The sequence below is a fragment of the Halapricum desulfuricans genome, from assembly GCF_017094525.1.
Lineage (GTDB): Archaea > Halobacteriota > Halobacteria > Halobacteriales > Haloarculaceae > Halapricum > Halapricum desulfuricans.
Genome location: NZ_CP064788.1, coordinates 1482096 through 1499538, shown reverse-complemented (window position 1 = coordinate 1499538; position 17443 = coordinate 1482096). Strand labels below are relative to the sequence as shown.

The 17443-nt window shown below is 63.2% G+C and carries 17 protein-coding genes; 7 read left to right on the top strand and 10 right to left on the bottom strand.

Annotated elements, in window-relative coordinates; all coding sequences use genetic code 11:
- Entirely contained in the window at window positions 1-288 is a 288-nt protein-coding gene (locus HSR122_RS07725; protein WP_229109006.1) for an amphi-Trp domain-containing protein, read from the top strand.
- Between the two features lie 7 nt (window positions 289-295).
- On the opposite strand, the gene HSR122_RS07720 is transcribed toward HSR122_RS07725, so the two are convergent.
- Window positions 296-1420, bottom strand: coding sequence for an RNA ligase (locus tag HSR122_RS07720; RefSeq protein ID WP_229109005.1), 1125 nt, complete (start codon window positions 1418-1420; stop codon window positions 296-298).
- 73 nt (window positions 1421-1493) lie between these two features.
- On the opposite strand from HSR122_RS07720, the gene HSR122_RS07715 reads away from it, so the two are divergent.
- The 4 genes from HSR122_RS07715 to HSR122_RS07700 all read left to right on the top strand — a co-directional run bounded on the left by HSR122_RS07715 (window position 1494) and on the right by HSR122_RS07700 (window position 5862).
- Window positions 1494-2156: an RNA ligase partner protein gene (locus HSR122_RS07715; protein ID WP_394355559.1), complete on the top strand. Its 663-nt coding sequence runs from the start codon at window positions 1494-1496 to the stop codon at window positions 2154-2156.
- A 119-nt stretch (window positions 2157-2275) separates the two neighbouring features.
- Window positions 2276-2467 (top strand): hypothetical protein, encoded by a 192-nt coding sequence (locus tag HSR122_RS07710; protein WP_229109003.1) that lies wholly within the window; start codon window positions 2276-2278, stop codon window positions 2465-2467.
- A 77-nt stretch (window positions 2468-2544) separates the two neighbouring features.
- Window positions 2545-4401, top strand: coding sequence for a PINc/VapC family ATPase (locus HSR122_RS07705; protein WP_229109002.1), 1857 nt, complete (start codon window positions 2545-2547; stop codon window positions 4399-4401).
- A gap of 186 nt (window positions 4402-4587) precedes the next feature.
- Window positions 4588-5862 (top strand): chemotaxis protein CheC, encoded by a 1275-nt coding sequence (locus HSR122_RS07700; RefSeq protein ID WP_229109001.1) that lies wholly within the window; start codon window positions 4588-4590, stop codon window positions 5860-5862.
- Window positions 5863-5949: 87 nt separating this feature from the next.
- Here the strand turns inward: HSR122_RS07700 and HSR122_RS07695 are convergent, their stop codons facing one another.
- The gene (locus HSR122_RS07695; RefSeq protein WP_229109000.1) at window positions 5950-6978 is read right to left on the bottom strand and encodes an aldo/keto reductase; all 1029 of its coding nucleotides are present in this window, start codon (window positions 6976-6978) and stop codon (window positions 5950-5952) included.
- A gap of 105 nt (window positions 6979-7083) precedes the next feature.
- On the opposite strand from HSR122_RS07695, the gene HSR122_RS07690 reads away from it, so the two are divergent.
- A complete protein-coding gene (locus HSR122_RS07690) occupies window positions 7084-7422 on the top strand; it encodes a hypothetical protein (protein ID WP_229108999.1) in 339 nt (112 codons plus the stop codon).
- Window positions 7423-7467: 45 nt separating this feature from the next.
- Here HSR122_RS07690 and HSR122_RS07685 read toward each other — a convergent pair whose 3' ends face one another.
- The 7 genes from HSR122_RS07685 to HSR122_RS07655 all read right to left on the bottom strand — a co-directional run bounded on the left by HSR122_RS07685 (window position 7468) and on the right by HSR122_RS07655 (window position 15740).
- Window positions 7468-9066 carry an alpha-amylase family glycosyl hydrolase gene (locus HSR122_RS07685; protein WP_229108998.1) on the bottom strand — a complete coding sequence of 533 codons (1599 nt, stop codon included), beginning with the start codon at window positions 9064-9066 and terminating at the stop codon, window positions 7468-7470.
- A 182-nt stretch (window positions 9067-9248) separates the two neighbouring features.
- Window positions 9249-10736 carry a 4-alpha-glucanotransferase gene (malQ, locus tag HSR122_RS07680; RefSeq protein WP_229108997.1) on the bottom strand — a complete coding sequence of 496 codons (1488 nt, stop codon included), beginning with the start codon at window positions 10734-10736 and terminating at the stop codon, window positions 9249-9251.
- A 104-nt stretch (window positions 10737-10840) separates the two neighbouring features.
- Window positions 10841-11581 (bottom strand): ThuA domain-containing protein, encoded by a 741-nt coding sequence (locus HSR122_RS07675; protein WP_229108996.1) that lies wholly within the window; start codon window positions 11579-11581, stop codon window positions 10841-10843.
- A 42-nt stretch (window positions 11582-11623) separates the two neighbouring features.
- Entirely contained in the window at window positions 11624-12037 is a 414-nt protein-coding gene (locus HSR122_RS07670) for a type IV pilin (RefSeq protein ID WP_229108995.1), read from the bottom strand.
- A 75-nt stretch (window positions 12038-12112) separates the two neighbouring features.
- Window positions 12113-14134 carry a hypothetical protein gene (locus HSR122_RS07665; protein ID WP_229108994.1) on the bottom strand — a complete coding sequence of 674 codons (2022 nt, stop codon included), beginning with the start codon at window positions 14132-14134 and terminating at the stop codon, window positions 12113-12115.
- Window positions 14135-14203: 69 nt separating this feature from the next.
- Window positions 14204-14785, bottom strand: coding sequence for a DUF2150 family protein (locus tag HSR122_RS07660; protein ID WP_229108993.1), 582 nt, complete (start codon window positions 14783-14785; stop codon window positions 14204-14206).
- Between the two features lie 109 nt (window positions 14786-14894).
- Window positions 14895-15740 (bottom strand): TatD family hydrolase, encoded by an 846-nt coding sequence (locus HSR122_RS07655; RefSeq protein ID WP_229108992.1) that lies wholly within the window; start codon window positions 15738-15740, stop codon window positions 14895-14897.
- Between the two features lie 109 nt (window positions 15741-15849).
- On the opposite strand from HSR122_RS07655, the gene HSR122_RS07650 reads away from it, so the two are divergent.
- The gene (locus HSR122_RS07650; protein ID WP_229108991.1) at window positions 15850-16299 is read left to right on the top strand and encodes a metal-dependent hydrolase; all 450 of its coding nucleotides are present in this window, start codon (window positions 15850-15852) and stop codon (window positions 16297-16299) included.
- Between the two features lie 863 nt (window positions 16300-17162).
- Here the strand turns inward: HSR122_RS07650 and HSR122_RS07645 are convergent.
- Window positions 17163-17420 (bottom strand): hypothetical protein, encoded by a 258-nt coding sequence (locus HSR122_RS07645; RefSeq protein ID WP_229108990.1) that lies wholly within the window; start codon window positions 17418-17420, stop codon window positions 17163-17165.
- Between the last annotated feature and the right edge of the window lie 23 nt (window positions 17421-17443).

Here is a 17443-nt window from a genome sequence, read left to right as displayed (position 1 = left end):
ATGCCCGAAGAAGTGCTATTCAAATCCGAGAACCGACAGAGCGGGGATGAGATCGCGTCGTTCCTCCGAACCGTCGCGGACAACCTGGAGCAGGGAACGGACATCACGCTCAAAGCGGGGAGCGAATCCGTAACGTTGAGCCCGCCTGCGCGTCCGACCTTCGAAGTCAAAGCCGAACGCGAAGGGGCGACCGACGGCCCGAAGGAACTGAGCGTCGAGTTCGAACTCGAGTGGCCCGAGAACGCCGAGGGCGAGGGAGAACCCGGCGGGGAACTGGAAATCGAGTGACTGGGCGTCACTCGTCGACAATCCCGCCGTCGAGGTAGTGCTCGATCCGGTCGTTGGTCGAGGCGGCGACTTTGGTGAAGGTGACGACGCGCTCGCCGTCGAGGCGGCGGTCGGACTCCACGTCGAGCGTCAGCTGAAACTCCCGGAGGTGGGCGAGTAGCGCGTCGATCGTTGCGGGATCGCCCCGGACCGTGTGTCGCTCGCCGACCGTCTCGCCGTCGGCGACGGCTTCGATCGTCTCGGCCATCGGCAGAAGGATCGACTCCCCGATGTCGCGCGCCCGCTCGCGCCGCCGCTCGGGCGATTCCTCGAACTCGACCGTCTGGAAGGCCTCCCGGAGCAGCCGCGAGAACAGGAAGTCCCGACCGTAATCGAACGGCAGCGAGAACGCGTGACCCAGCTCCTGGTGGTGGGTCGCCTCGGTCGTGTACTTCAGTATCGACTGTCCGTCGTCCGATTTCATCACGACGCCTTCCCGCCCTTCGGCGTCGAGTTGCTCGATAGCGTCGCGCACGGCCCCGGCGGCGTCGTCGGTGTCGTGCCAGCCGAACGTCGGGGGCTGTTCGAACCCGTACGCCTCGCACAGCTCCCGCCGTCGATCGGGCGCCACCGGCCGACCGGTCTGCCGATCGCGGATGTCGAACACCCGGAAGGCGTTCGTCTCGATCCCCTCGTAGTCGTGTACCGTGTAGGGGTTCTCCGGGCCGACCAGTTCCGCACAGAGCATCTTTCCGGGGTGGTCCGCGAAGAAATCCGCCGGATCCAGTAGTTCGCGAGCCCGTGCGGTCGTGTAGGGACAGACGTAGCCGCTGCGGGTGAACGCCGTCGTGCCGTCGACGTCGGCGACGCGGACGTTGAAGCCGTTGAGCTTCTCTTCGAGCGTGATTCGGTCGCTCTCGAAGTAGTTCCGGACGCCGGGATTGAGCACGAGCACGCGCGGAACGCTGGGATAGCCCCGGACGACCTCGCCGGTCGTCTCGACGAGGACCGTCCCGCGCTCGAGACCGTGCCTGGCGTCGGGCAGGTACTGGTACTCGAGCCGCTGATCAGTGCGGGTCTGGAAGTGTTCGAACAGTTCCGACGGGCTGTCGGCGCTCGTCTCGAGTCGCTCGTGCCAGGCGTCCCTGTCCATACCCGCATCTACGCCGGATTCGGACAAAAGCGACGGGGGTGGTTCTATGGGCATCGACGTACAACGTCCGGGCATGCCCGCGGAACTACGGCGACAGCAGTTCGTGCTCGACACGTCGCTGTTCATCACCGACGAGATCCGAGAGCCCGAGGAGACGCTGGAGGACGCCATCCTCAGGCTGCTCGATCTGATCGCGACGGCCCGGCTCGAACTCAACATCTCCTGTCACATGCCGCCCTCCATTCACGATGAACTCGTGACGATGCTGCGCGAACGCGACGTGAGTGAGGAAGTCTTCCACCGACTGGAGACGTGGGTCGTCCGCAAGAGCCCCGACCGCTACGGGGTCGACATTCCCGCCGACATCGTCTACCAGTTCGTCGACGAGATGAGCGACCGGGTCGACCGTGGACTCCGAGTTTCCGAGGAAGCACTCCGGGAAGTCGAACAACTCGATCCCGACACGCTGGGGACGAGCGAGGACTACATGACCGAGGCAGACCGCGTGCTCTCGAACCTCCGGGACAAGTACCGCCAGGCGCTACGACAGGGCGTGCTCGACTCCCGGGAGGACTTTGACCTGCTCGTGCTCGCGAAGGAACTCGAGGCCGGCGTCGTGACCGAGGACCGGGGGATCATCTCCTGGGCCGATCGGTTCGGGCTCAGGTACGTCCGGGGCGGGCAGTTCCCGACGCTACTGGAGGAGTACCTGCGAGCCACTGGTGTCGAGGAGTAGCGATGCCGAGAAAGATGTGTGACGATAACACGTGCCCCTAGTAGGCGTATCCATACTTTAGGCTGTCCAAGCGCGTATCAGGGAAGGGTACTTGTGGCTCGAATCGGCACACACAGATGATGACTGACACCGATATCCAGGCGATCGAGTTCGAGCAGACCGACAGGGCGATGGGCGTCTACATCGAGGGCATCGGCGTCTACGGGAACGGGAGCCGAGAGGTCCTCGACAGCACGACTGTCGGTAGCCCGCGCGAGTTCGATCGCATCCGGGCGTTCGAGAGTCGCTGCAAGCGACAGTACGGACTTTAGGCAGCTCTTCGCGGCCGAGCGGCCGCGAGCAGAGGGGGAGTCATCGTGTTTATCAGGCTCGGTCGCCGAATTAGCGTATGGAAATCGTACCGGACACGAGCGTGGTCATCGACGGCCGCGTGTCCGAGCAGATCGCCGACGGCGACCTCGCGGGGGCGACGATTGTCGTTCCGGAGGCGGTCGTCGGCGAGCTCGAGTCACAGGCCAACGACAGCCGCCAGCAGGGCTGGGACGGCCTCGAGGAGTTACAGAAACTGGCCGATCTTCACGACAAGGGCGACATCGCGGTCGAGTACGTCGGTCGGCGTCCCGACGCCGTGGAGAAACGCGAGGCCGGCGAGGGCGAAATCGACGCGCTGATCCGCGACCTCGCCGACGAGCGCGACGCGACGCTGCTGACCAGCGACGTCGTCCAGAGCGAGGTCGCTCGTGCCAAGGGGCTGGAGGTCATCTATCTCGAACCTCACGGCCGAGACGTCGAGCGACTCTCGATCGAGAACTTCTTCGATGAGTCGACGATGTCGGTCCACCTCAAGGTGGGCGTCTCGCCGAAGGCAAAGCGCGGCGACATCGGCGACATGCACTACCAGCGGATCCGCGACGAGCCGGCCACCGAATCCGAACTGAAAGAGTACGCCCACGAGATCGAGGAGGGGGCCCGCGCCAGTCCGGACGGGTTCCTCGAACTCGACGAACCCGGGATGAGCATCGTCCAGTTCCGGGAGTTCCGGATCGCAATCGCCCGACCGCCCTTTGCTGACGCGCTGGAGATCACTGCGGTCCGACCGATTGTCAAGACCGAACTGGACGACTACGAGTACGCCGACGAACTTCGGGATCGGCTCGCCGAACACCAGCGCGGCGTCCTCATCTCCGGGTCGCCGGGGGCCGGCAAGTCCACGTTCGCCCAGGCAGTCGCGGAGTTTCTGACCGACAACGACTACGCGGTCAAGACCATGGAGAAACCCCGTGACCTGCAGGTCGGCGCGGACATCACCCAGTACACGGCACTGGGCGGGGAGATGGCCAAGACCGCCGACTCGCTGTTGATGGTCCGACCGGACTACACCATCTACGACGAGGTCCGCAAGACCGACGACTTCGAGGTCTTCGCGGACATGCGTCTTGCGGGTGTGGGGATGATCGGCGTCGTCCACGCGACGCGAGCCATCGACGCCCTCCAGCGGCTCGTCGGACGGGTCGAGCTGGGGATGATCCCCCAGATCGTCGACACCGTCGTCTACATCGAGGCCGGCGAGATCGCGAAAGTCTACGACGTGCAGACGGAAGTCAAGGTGCCGGAGGGGCTGATGGAAGAGGACCTCGCGCGGCCGGTTATCACCATTCAGGACTTCGAGACGGGCCGCCCCGAGTATGAGATCTACACGTTCAACCGGCAGGTCGTGACGGTGCCGCTGGACGAAGGTGAGGGAGACGAGAGCGGCGTCGATCGGATCGCCCGCCAGGAGATCCAGCGCGAGATCCGATCGGTCGCGGACGGCCACGTCGAGGTCGAACTGCAGGGGTCGAACCGCGCGGTCGTCTGGGTCGAACAGCACGACATCAGCCACGTGATCGGCAAGGGCGGCGGCCGGATCTCCGACATCGAGAACCGGCTGGGCATCGACATCGACGTCCGCACCTTCGAGGAGCGCCCCGGCGGGAAATCGGGGTCGAGCAGTGAGGGCGGCAGCGCCGAGCCGGCCAGCTCCACAGGCGACGTCGTCACGCCGGAGATCACCTCGCGGCACGTGATCGTCCCGGCCCACGAGTACACGGGCGAGACCGTCGAAGTACAGGCCGACGGGGAGTACCTCTTCACAGCGACGGTCTCCCGCGGCGGCGAGATTCAGGTCTCCCGCGGCAGTGCGATCGCCGACGAGCTGGAGCAGGCGGTCGACCGGGGCAAGCGGATCACCGTCGTGCCCTCGTAGGTCGAACGTCTCTCACTCGGAACGCCGAACCGCCGCAAATTCCGAGCGACCACTAGCAGACCTTCGATTACCACGATTGAGAACTGCTCCCCAAGACCTTAACGGCCGTAGTCGAGTCTCTCGCGTGATGGACACACAGACCTGCAAGCGGCCAGCAGGGACGTCCGGACCACTGGAGGTGAGCACATGCAAGTAGACGCCGACTCCCTCGAGCAGCTCAATCTCAGGACGCGAGACGGAGCCGAGCGGGCGGGAAAGCAGTTCTCGGACACGATCGGTGTCGAGACGACGATCGGCGCGAGCCGGATCCGGATTACCAGCCAGCAGGATCTGGTCGCGGCGCTGCTGACAGGCGACGAGGAGTGTCTCAAGTTCGATGTCGCCGGTCCGCTCTCCGGGACGGCGCTTCTGACGTTCGACGAGGGAGTGCGGTCGCTGGTGCGGAGCCGCAGCGATGAGGAGGGAGTCGACGGACTGGCTAGCGAGTTGTTCGACGCGTTCGTCGACGAGTGGGAATCGTACGTCGGCGGCGATCTGAGAGTCGAGACGGTAACGTACGTACCTGATCCGGCCGTACACGATTTCGGCTTCGATTCGATCAGCGACGACGCCGAGAGTACGCCGCTGTTTCAGGGCAGCATCGACGTCGTCGGTCGTCCGGGACGGGTGAAGTTGTACCTCGTACCCGACGCGGCGTCGCTGGAGACACTGCTGTCGAAGGAGGGCAACGAGCGTGTCGAGATCGGCGACGATGCTACTTCCGACGGCGGTGACACCTCGTTTGGAGAGAGCGACAGCGGCCTCTTCGAGAGCGACGACGGCACGTCGACGCCGCTGTCGCTGGACAAGCTCTCGGTTTTCAGCGATCTGACCAGAGCCGGGACGAGAGCTGCCGCCGAGCGGGTGACGGCGTTTACCGGGATTGAGACTGACACCGAAATCGCGGGGATTAACTTCACACCGATCGACGACATCTCGACGAGTCTGGACGCCGACTCCTACGTGGGGACGACCCTGGAGTTCGAGGGCAAGCCAAGCGGTCACCTGGCGATCATGTTCCCCGACGAGTCGGCCCGTCGCGTCGCCGAGGAGATGCTCCCGACTGACCCGGACGGGGACGGACTCACGCAGATGCACAGAAGCGCGCTCGAGGAGCTGGGCAACAACATGGCCTCGGGGTTCATCGACGGGTGGGCTAACGTCCTGCAGACCGCCGTCGATCACACGCCGCCGGAGTTCAGCGACGACATGGAGATGACGCTGATCGAACTGGTCACCGAACAGCTCGGTCCGTTCCAGACGCACGCGTACACGATCGAGTCGCGGATCACAACCGACTCGGTCGCGTTCGACTGCGAGATCCACGCGCTCCCCAACGAGACGCAACTGAGCGAAGCGCTCGACGACCTGCTGGTCTCGCGGCGCGACCGGACCGAGGCTGACCCCGACGAGATCTTCTGATTGCCGCCACAGCGACTGGTCCGGGATCGGCGTCGGTTCACCGTATCGCGAATGTGTCAGTTTATCGTCTCGTTCACGGTGTCGCTGTCACCGGTGTCCCCAGCGTTTGCCTTCGTCGGCGTATCTCGCGTCGACGATGCGGTTGAACTGCTCGTCGGACAGCGAGATGTCGACCGCGCCGACGTTCTCCTCGAGCTGCTCTGTCGTCCGCGCCCCGACGATCGGGACCGTCGTGAAGTCGGGCTGCTCGATCAACCAGCGCAACGCCACCTGCGCGGGAGTCGCGTGGAGTTCGTCCGCGATCGCACGGATCTCATCCAGGACGTGCCAGCCCCGTTCCGAGAGGTAGTAGTCGTCGAACCGATCGTCGAGACTTCCGCGGGCGCCCTCCGGCCCCTCGAACGCCGTGGGGTCGTCCTCGTCGACGCGCTCGTACTTGCCGGTCAGGAACCCGCCCGCGAGCGGCGAGTACGGACAGACTGCCAGCTCCTGATCGGCACAGACGTCGAGATAGTCCTTGACGTCGTCGCGATACCCCGCGTGAAAGAGCGGCTGGGCTACGTCGAACCGGGCGAGGTCCTCGACGTCGCTCTTCCAGAGCGCTTTCGTCAGCTGCCAGGACGCCATCGTCGACGCGCCGAGGTAGTTGACCTTCCCCGCCCGGACGAGGTCGTTCAGTGTCCGGAGCGTCTCCTCGATCGGCGTCTGTTCGTCCCAGCGGTGGATGTAGTACAGATCGAGATAGTCGGTGTCGAGCCGTTCGAGCGTCCCCTCGATCTGGGCGCGGATGTGCTTGCGTCCCAGCCCCCGGTCGTTCGGTCCGGGTTCGCCCCAGCCGTCGAAGGGGAAGTAGACCTTCGAGGCGACGACGAAGTCCTCCCGGTCGTGGCTGGCCAGCCACTCGCCGACGTATTCCTCGCTCGTACCGTGTGGCGTCCCGTAGACGTTGGCCGTGTCGATGAAGTTGATCCCGTGATCTCTGGCCGCATCGAGCAACTCGTGTGCCTGCTCGCGGCCGGTCTCGACGACGCCGCCGGTCTCCCGTCCGAACCGCCACGTGCCGAAACACAGTTGCGAGACGCGCGTGCCGGTCGCTCCGAGTGTCGTGTACTCCATGCCGTCCAGAGTACATCTCCCGAGCACGTATAAGTACCGGCCGGACCGTCGGACACCGTCGTCCGTCGTCGAAAGGCGTTTCCCGGTCGCGGCGTATCACCCGGTATGAGTCTCGACGACCTCGACGCGGACGTGACCGACACGGCAGGCGAACTCGGCGATTCGATCGACGTCACTCTCGATCGGGAGACTCGAACGGAACTCGCGATGCTGACCGCCGCGCTGGGGCCGACCGATCCCGACGAACTCGTCCGGCGGGCCGTCCACGCGTTCTTCCAGCAGCAGGTCGATACGGGCCGACTCGATTTCCAGCTCCGCGATCAGTACGACGTTACCTACGACGAATATCTCTCCGGTATGACATTCGACGAGATGACTGGCGGGACGGCCGGCGTGGGCAACGGCCCACAGGGCGACCCTGACGACCGTCGCTACCAGTTCTGAAGCAGTCAGATTGCTCGGCGTCTCGCAACCGGATGGCGAACGGTACTAGCGGTCCGATAGGTCCCACACGTACTCGTAGCCGTCGAGTTTGACCCCGTCGACGGTTCGAGGTTCCGGAGTGACGTTGTTGTATATCGTCGCGGTCCGATCGTCATGCACTCGCGTCGAGACGAATACGCCGTTCTCGGCGCTGTATGTCGGTGTCTGTCCGAACAGAACCGGGTTATTCGTCCGGACATCGATCATCTCCCGGAGCCCGGACCATATCGCGTGGGCGTCGTCGTCCTCGCCGGTTACTGCTGACGTCTTGCGCGTCTCGTCGAAGGGGCCGCGATGGAGGTAGCGGCTGTCACCGTAGCCGAGTGTCTCGTTCATTTCCTCGTAAAACCCGCGATCGTTTTCCATACCGATCTCGTCGCCGTAGTAGATGATCGGGGTGCCCTCGACGGCGAACAGCATCGAATAGGCGAGCAGTACCCGGTCGGGATCCTCCTCCAGAAGGTTGTACAGCCGCCCGGAAATCCCCTCACCGTCGCGGAACGACCAGCGTTCGTCCTCGAGATAGTGATCGTTGAGCAACTGGCGCTCGTCCGGACTGACGAACTCCAGCGTCAGCTCGTCGTGGACGCGCAAGAACGTGAACCACTGTGCGTCATCGGGAACGTCAAGCGTCTCGAGTGCCGCCAGTTCGTCAGTGAGACGGGTCGGGTCGTTCTCGGCCAGCGCCAGGAAGAACTTCGGCATGACGGGGAAATTATACGCGACATGACACTCGTCATCGTCGCCGAAGTAGTCGATGACGTCCGCGGGCTCCTGGTTGGCTTCGGCGATTATCACCGTCCCGTCGGCGACGTACTCGACCGCCGCCCGGAAGAGCTTCAGGATCGCGTGGGTCTCCGGGAGGTTCTCGCAGTCGGTCCCCTCTCGCTTCCAGAGGAACGGGGCGGCGTCCATCCGGAACCCGTCGACGCCTGCGACACGCCAGCGTGTCAGGATTCGGAGCATGTCGATCAGGACGTCCGGGTTCCTGTAGTTCAGATCCGGCTGGATGTCGTAGAACCGATGGAAGTAGTAGTCGTCCGTGGGTTCGTTGTACGTCCAGTTCGAGTCGGAGACGCCCTTCAATAGCAAGCGCGCGTCCTGGTATTTTTCGGTATCGTCGTTCCAGATGTAGTAGTCGCGGTACTCGGCATCTTCGCTCTGTCGGGCGTTCTGGAACCACGGGTGCTGGTCGGACGTGTGGTTGATCGGCACGTCGAAGACGACTTTGATTCCCCGGTCGTGAGCAGCGTCGACGAACTCGAGAAACGCTTCGTTCCCGCCGAGCTCGTCCCGAATGCTGGTGAAATCCGAGACGTCGAATCCCTGATCTACCATCGGCGATTCGAGAACGGGCAGCAGCCAGACGATCGTCACACCGAGCTCGTCGAGATACTCGAGCCGCTCAACCAGCCCGTCGAAGTCGTCCGCGAAGAGATCGACGTACATCGAATAAACGACGCCGGTCTGGTACCAGTCAGTTTCCTCTGGCGCGTAGTCGACCTGCGTGCTCCGTTCGTCGAGCAGCGCCCGCAACTCCTCGAAGCGTTCTGGATAGTCGGTCCCGTAAATCTCTCGCCACAGCGTCTCGATCCGGTCTGTCATGGTAGCTCCTCCGCGTGAGACGGACCCCGAACGCGGGCGGGGACGAACGGCCACGAGTAGGATCGAGCCGGTCGCGTCCGCTTTACCGTCCTAGTGTTTTTACAACCGCAGTTAAACTTAGTCATTACGGTAGGTGTATCACGGCGCGACAGAGTGCCGGATACGCGCTGACGCCGGCAGTATCAGCGTCGGTCAGTCCGTCGGGTGACGTCGGCGAGCCGCTCAGCAACAGCCGGATCGAGCTCTGACCGACGCATTCGCCACTTCCAGTTCCCCGTCGCCGTGCCGGGAAGGTTGAACCGATGTTCGTCCCCCAGGCCGAGGAAGTCCTGGAACTGTGCGAGCGTGATGATCGCCGGGGACGCCCAGACGGCTTCGATGATATCCCAGTGCACCTCGTCGCCTTCGTGATCGACCACGGAGTGGAGACACTGTTTCTGCGTCTCGGAGAGGTCCTCGTACCACCCGGGCGTCGTGCTCGTGTCGTGCGTGGAAGCGTAGGCGACCGAGTCGTCGTCGTAGTTCGCCGGGTGATGCGTGTGATCGTCGTCACACCAGTCAGCCATCCCCGCCACTCGCATCCCGGGGAACCCGAACGCGTCCCGGAGCGCCCGCGTCGCGTCGGTGACCTCGCCCAGGTCCTCGACGACGATCGGGAGGTCGCCGAGTCTCTCACGGACGGCCTCGAAGAAGTCCCGACCCGGACCTGAGACCCACTCGCCGTTCATCGCCGTGTCTTCCTCGGCTGGCACCTGATAGTAACTCTCGAACCCCTTGAAGTGGTCTATCCTGAAGACGTCGAAGCGGTCGAGTAATCCGGCGAAACGCTGTATCCACCAGTCGTACTCGCGGTCGGCGAGCGTCTCCCAGTCGTAGACTGGCGTGCCCCAGAGCTGTCCCGTGTCCGAGAAGTCGTCCGGCGGGACCCCAGAGACGTAAATCGGTTCTCGCTCCTCGTCGAGTTTGAATATCTCCGGGTTGGCCCAGACGTCGGCACTGTTGGTACCGACGTAGATCGCCATGTCTCCGACGAGTTCGATCCCGTGTTCGTGGGCGTGCTCGCGTAGCTCCGCCCACTGTCGATCGAAGACCCACTGGAGGAACTGTCGGAACCGAACGTCCCGAGCGAGTTGCTCCCGGTACCGCTCGAGCGCGTCGGGATCGCGGAACTTCGCCCCGTCGGGCCAGTCCAGCCAGGTATCGGCGTCGAAGTGATCATCGAGCGCCCGGAAGAGCGCGTAGTCGTCGAGCCACTCGGCGTTCTCCTCACAGAACGACTCGAAGGCCGTCAAGTCGTCCGGGTCGGCGACGTCGGAAAAGCCCTCGAAGGCGTCCCGAAGCGCCTCCCGCTTGAACGCCATCACCCGTTCGTACTCGACCTCGCGGTCGTCGAAATCGGGGCGGTCAGGGTCGTCGAGCCAGCCTTCCTCGACGAGCGCGTCGAGTTCGATGAACAGGGGATTGCCCGCACGCGCGGAGAACGACGAGTACGGGGAGTTGCCCTGTCTCGGATCGGTTGGACCGATCGGGCAGGTCTGCCAGAGGGACTGTTCGGCCGTCTCGAGGTACTCGACGAACTCGTGAGCCGGCTCTCCGAGCGTCCCGATGCCGTCAGGCCCGGACAGCGACGACACGTGAAGAAAGACGCCGCTCTGTCTCTCGAAGGACATACCCGAACGGTTCCGGTGGAAGGGTCTTATATGTGGGCGGTTCGCCCGGCGTCGGGACCCACCGCTGAAGGAGATGGCTCGGCGATCGGCAACGAGTCACGTCACTATCGCGGTTCGTACCCGTCGATGTCTTCGGCGGGGTCGGGCACGTTGCGGGGTTCGGTCGGGTAGGGACTGCCCTCGACGGGCGCGGCCCACTCGGCGGCGTTTCGCAGGACTGTCTGGACCTCCGACTGATGGTAGACGGGATAGGTCTCGTGGCCGGGCCGAAAGTAGAAAACCCGGCCCTTGCCGCGGCGATAGCAACACCCCGAGCGGAAGACTTCCCCGCCCTCGAACCACGAGACGAACACCAGCCGGTCGGGTTCGGGGACGGTGAAGGGTTCGCCGTACATCTCGGCCTCGGGCACGACGAAGCTCTCGGGCAGCCCGCTTGCGATGGGGTGGCCGGGGTCGATCACGTGCAGGCGCTCGCGCTCTCCGACCTCGCGCCAGGTCAGGTCGGCGTCCATTCCCAGGAGTTTCCGGAAGGGTTTGCTGTGATGGCCCGAGTGCAATACGACCAGTCCCATCCCCTCGCGGACGTGCCGGGCGACGCGCTCGGCGACCTGATCCGCTACTTCGTCGTGTGCGATGTGCCCCCACCAGTAGAGGACGTCAGTGTCCTCGAGTACGTCTTCTGTGAGGCCGTGGTCGGGTTCCTGTAGGGTGGCAGTGTGGGTGTCGTGGCCCGCTTCAGCGAGAATGTTGGCGATGTGAGTGTGGATACCGTCGGGGTAGAGCTCGGCGGCGCGGTCGTTCTCTTTCTCGTGGACGTACTCGTTCCAGACTGTGATTGTGGGCATACTCGAAGTGTTATATCCTCCGGGAGTAAATACCGTGGTCGTTCACGAGATCTCGATTGTCTCGTCGTGGATGACAGCGTTCGACGGTTCGTGGACGACGAGCACCCGGAGCGTCCCTGAATCGAACGGCGTTTCGTGTCGGCGCTTCTCGCCGGCAGTAAAGCGATCATCGTCGTTGCCCTGCGTTTCGTCGAAGTCCTCGAGATCTAACCGGCGCTCCTCGCTCGTGTTGCGGACGATCACGTCTACGTCGGCCGCATCGAGTGCATCACCGCCGCCGTGGGCTAGCGTCAGGTTCCCGGCGGTCGCTGTGGCACTTAGATCGACCAGCGGTTCGTCGCTTGCCTGGTCGGTGACGTTGCCGATGACGAGCACGCCGACGATGGTCGCGAGGAGCGCGAACACCCCGACGAGGATGACGACGCCGACGACTTCGGATTGGGCGCGTCGCTTCATTTCTCGTTCCTGAATTCTGTTTCGCCGCGATCCGCTGGATTAGCAGACATAGATATTATCGAACGAGCGTGAATATCACGGGAAGTTGAGTTCGACGACTTTGATACTTCCGTCATCGAATCCGAAACTGACGTAGACTTGGCTCCCCGGGTCCCGTTGCTTGTAATTGGCGGATTGCCTAAATTCGGCGAGCTTGTACTGTGTCGCTTCGCCACTAGATAGCGAACTTGTGGTGTTCAGCGTGACAGTGCTCCCGACATTGAATGGGTCTGTGGTATTGAGTAGCGTCCCGGATCGGTTACTACGAAGTTCGGGTCCTGCATCAACATAGGGATCGCTGCGTCCACCGCCGGTTACCCGTGTTCCGTTACCGACTATTTCAGCGTTTCCGTTAGATGTATTTATTACAGTAATATTCTGTATCGTCGCGACTGAGGATCCTGTATTTTCCAACTCAAAGGTCACGCTCTGGTTGTCGTTACCACTCTTGCTTTCGCTATTGGTAATGAGTTGTACCGAGTTGGCACTTGTCTGTACTGTGGGGTTTTCGACTATCAAATCAAGTTGCTCACCGCTCCCGCCACTCGAAACGAACGTCGCGACTGCCCCGTTCGACATAGGCGTGAACGTCGTCGTCGCCTCACCGTTACTATCGGTCCTGGTGGTCGTCGGCGAGAGGCTGCCGACCGAGGAGTCGTTCAGCGTGAACTCCATCGAGGCGTTTTCGGCGACCGGGGTGGTTTCTCCCGTCAGCGTCACGCTCGACGTCTCGCTGGCGTCGACCCTGTAGACGCCGTTGCTGCCACTCACGCCCGTTTGCCCGGAGGGGTCCTTCCAGGTCGTGTCATATGCACCGCCGCCACCGTTACCGCCCAGCCCGCTCCCGTCGCTGTTGTCGACCCGAATCGGAACCGAGACGTTGACCGGTGTCGAGCCGTTGAACTCCGACCCGTTGACCGCACTCGAAAGCGACGTGTTCAGACTCAGTTGGACGTGATCTGTTAGCTGGCTCTCGCCCGAGATACTCGGTGCCTCGTAGGTCACTGTCACCTGTCCGTCGCCGTCGCTTGTGAGACTGTTCGGCGAGACTGTCGACCCGCTTGCGCTCGTTCCGGCGATCACTTCGACGTCCCGCTTCGGATTGTCGAACCGATCGCGGACCTCGACAGTGACATCCACCTTCCCGCCCTCGGGCACTGTCGGCGTGTTCTCGGCAACCCGGGTCAGATACGCCGGCTCCGGCTTGACGACGTTCGTCCCGAGTCCGGCCCGGGACAACCGAAGGTCGTAGGTCACGCTCCGCTCGAGGACGATCTGCATCAGGTGATAGTCCGCCCCGGCGACCGACACCGGACGCGCATCCACGAAGTGGGGCTCGTCTGCGAGCAACTCCTCCCAGTTCTGTTCGTCTAGCCGGGTCGGCACCGTGATCGTGACGTTCGAGCCGGTTTCGTTGGTGACAGAGACTGTCCGACTCGAGACGCTCGTCCCGCGGAAATCCAGCGAGACGCTTCCCGTTCGGCTCGCCCGGTAGGAGCCGTTGAGCGCTACCAGCGATATCGTCGTCCCGTCGATCAGTCGCTGGCCGGTTTCCGTCAGGTTCGCGTCCCGGAACTCATCAAACAGTACCGAGTTCTCGTACCACGTCGTCGGCGCGTTCCGATACTCGTTGTATCCCGGTCGGTAGACCAGCGAACCCGTGTTGTACGTCCGGTTCGTTCCGTTCCAGAAATCGCCCGTCTCGCCGGTCGCCTCCGCGTTGGCGATCGTCGCATTGATCGATCTGTCTGTGGTCCCGACGGTCGCGAGCGTCCCGGACGGCGGGGCGGGGTTCATCGCGATCACCCGCGAGGGGTACTGGGTTCCGAGCGTTACCGATACTGAGCGTCCGTCGCCGGTCGAGCCAGTCGAGACGATCCCGTTTCGAGCGTCCTGAAGCTGGTCACCGACGGTCTGGCTGTGCTGGAACTCGATCTCGCGGTTCTGCTCGGGGACGACCGTCGACTGATAGATCGCAAACGAGAGGACGATCGCGCCGAGCAGCAGCACGGCTCCGATCTGGATCGCCTGGCCGCGACGGTCGCCCCGGAACTGCATTGCCCTGATATGACTGCCCGAGACGCAAAAAGGTGACCACCCGGTTCTCAAAACTCGAAGCGAAGCCGCCTACTCGTCGTCCTCTTCGATAACTTCCGGGTCGCTCATCGCGGTCTGGAGGCTGTCCAGGCCGTTGACCCACTCGGCGACCAGCCCGAACTCCAGATCCTCTGCGACCTCCCGATCCAGCTCCGCCCCGTCGATAATCAGCGTCCCGGCCTGTGCGCAGTAGCCGAGCGCCGCGTCTAGGTCCTCTTCGCCTTCGGCCTCGTTCGCGGCCTCGATGTACCCGCCGACCGTTCCCTCTTCCGGCGGGCCACCCGCGACGTACTCTTCGGCCGCGTAGAACACGCAGACGAGCGACGTCTGGACGCCGTCGACGAGCATCAACTTCTCTTCGTCGTCGATATCGACCTCCGAAAGCACGACCTCGCGGATGTCCGCCAGCTCCTCGAGCGCGGTCTCCGCTTCGAGGTCGGCGTCCTGATAGTCGGTGATGATCTTCGCGACGGCGATGGCGGTATCGTCCTGCAGATTCAACAGCAGGCGCGCCGAGTCCTCGTCCTCGGGATCGATCTCTTCGGCTGCGATGCGGTCTAACCAGTTCTGCCACCGTTCCTCGGTGTAGTACTCCCCCGGTGGTGTGCTCATGTCAACCCTGTTCGTCCGTCGGGGGATATGGTTTTCGTTGCCCGGTCCGTCTGTGGGGGTCCCGCATACTCATACTGGTGGCTATACGTTCTCCAGAGACCCGTCCGAATCACCGACCCAGCGTCGCCTCGGTGTCGATTCCGTACACTCTCGCGGGCGTCTCGACATGAGCGCGCCGGACGGCGTCTTCCCATCCCTCCTCGAGCATCCACCGTACCCGTCGCGGAACGGTCTTCGGGCCCAGCACCGCGCCCGGCCGGTCGGGATCGTCGATAAAGTCCGTCTCCATGAGGAACGGCTCGTCGAGTTCGGCCGCGATCTCGAGTTCGTCTTTCTCGGCGATGACGCTCTTGATCGGGCCAGCGAGGCGGCCCCCCGAGTAGTGCTTGACGACCTGCTCGGGTGGCAGTCCCTCGTCCTGTGCCCACTCGGTGATCTCGGTGAGGTCCTCGCTTCCCTCGGTGTGAAGTTGGACGGCACAGCCGACCTCACTCGCCAGGTCGAACGCGTGGCGCATGACGGCGTTCGAGGCCTCCCAGACGTCCTCGGAGACGTCGTAGTGGGGCCGCCCGGACTTGATCGCCAGCGCCGGGCCGTCGGCGACGTACTCGGCGGCGACGTCGAGCCCTGCCTGCATGATATCCCGCGCCTGCGCCGCCGTGTATCCCTCGTCGACCAGTTGCGAGATCAGCCCCGGGTGCACGCCCAGCACGGGCCAGGCGCGACCGGGCAATACCTCGCTCGCGTCGGCGGCCGCCTCAATCGTCAACTCGAACACCTCCTCGAAGGTCGCCTCGTCGCTTGCAGGGTCGAACAGATGCCACGACGGCTTGTTGAGCACGAGCAGGTGCGTCCCGCCGACGCTTTCGAAGTCCTCGACGGCGTCGATATTCTGCCCCTCGATCGGATCGAGATGCATGTGGTTGTCCAGTACCGGCGTGTCCTCGATATCCATACCTGTAGGTGAGTGTGGCGAGCGCAAAAGGGGTTTGTCTCCGGAAACGACGACCACGCACGGACGGTCTTCGGCAATACTATAGGCTGGTGGCTCCCAGCAGGCAATGATGGTTTCGCTGGAGCACGCGGTCTTTCTGACCGTTGCGATCGCGACCCACGGAGTCATCGGCTACACGCTCGGGAAGGCCCTCTTCGACCGGCCGATCGCCGGGCTGCTCGCTGGCGTGGCCCCGGACGTCGACTTCCTGTTTCCGAACGCGCTCGGGTGGCCGTTCGTCCATCGGGGGATCACGCACACGCTGCTCGTGGGCGCGCTGGTCGTCGGGATCGTCGCCTATCGAAACCGCCAGACCGCTGCGGCCGTCGCGGTCACGTACGGCTCGCACCTGCTGATCGACACGACCACCCCGAAGGGCGTTCCACACCTCTATCCGCTCTTCGAGACGAACTACTACCTCGACCTCGGAACGACCGGACATTCACCGATCCCGACCGTGGCCATCTGGACGTGCTGTCTGGTCGTCCTCTGGCTGTCCAGCGGACGACGCCTCGGCTGATCGCGGTGACAAATGGCTTGATATAATATAAGGAATACCCAACGCCCTAGCGACATCTGCACGTAAACCTTATATGGTACTCGTTCCTGCGACTAATTGCCGACGAAAACGAAAAGACGTGGTATTTCACCACCCTACGTCGACAAGATAGCGAGAGAATCAAAGAATAAGTCAAAATACACCCAAACGGCAGACTGAACGTATCGCCCGACGACTGACCACGTGCCCTTGAGCGTGCTACCAGTGTTCGATGCTTGCGCCGGCGGATCAGGTGTGCGCTGATCCCGCCGGTTTCCGTCGGGCCGGTGCCCCTGACCGCCGGCCCGTGCCGCTGCCGCAAGCCCATCCGCCCCGCCGGGCGGCGGCTTCGCGGCGAACTACCGTTCTCGAAACCAGGAGAGTTATCATCCAGCGGCGAGCCGGTCCGAAATACTTCCCAGTGATCGCTGTGGTTCTCGTGGGAAATCAGTCATAATATCGTATTATGAATGCCGGACACTGAAACCACGTCTGCACAAAAGCATTATATATTCCTGTTTCCTGGAACTATTTGCTATGGAAACACAAGGTCGTGGTGTTTCACCAGCCTACGTCGACAAGATAGTGAGAGAATCAAAGAATAATACTAAGTCCACTCAAACGGCAGACTGAAAGTATCGTCCGGCGACTGACCACGTGCGCTTAAGCTACCAGTGTTCGACGCTTGCGCCGGCGGATCAGGTGTGCGCTGATCCTGCCGGTTTCCGTCGGGCCGCTACCCCTGACCGCCGGCCCGTGCCGCTGCTGCAAGCCTATCCGCCTCGCTAGGCGGCGGCTTCGCGGCGACTTACTGTTCTCGAAAACAGGAGAGCGATCACAGTGCCTTAACCCTGAAGTCGACGGAACGTGTCCGAAAGCGACTCGCCTTCCTTTCGCTCGCGCCCGAGCTGGTCGTAGACGGTCCACATGTTCGTGCCGCCGTGGATGTCTCCCGACTCGACCCCGGAATCGTCTACCTCTGCCGGCTCCTCCACCGATCCGACGTCGAGTACGCGCGTCAGTAGATCGTCGATCGATTCCCCCGGATCGGTCTCTGCCTCGAGCGCCTCGTATACAGCCTCACTGACTTCGATAGTGACCATTGTTCCCATGTGACTGTTAGTCA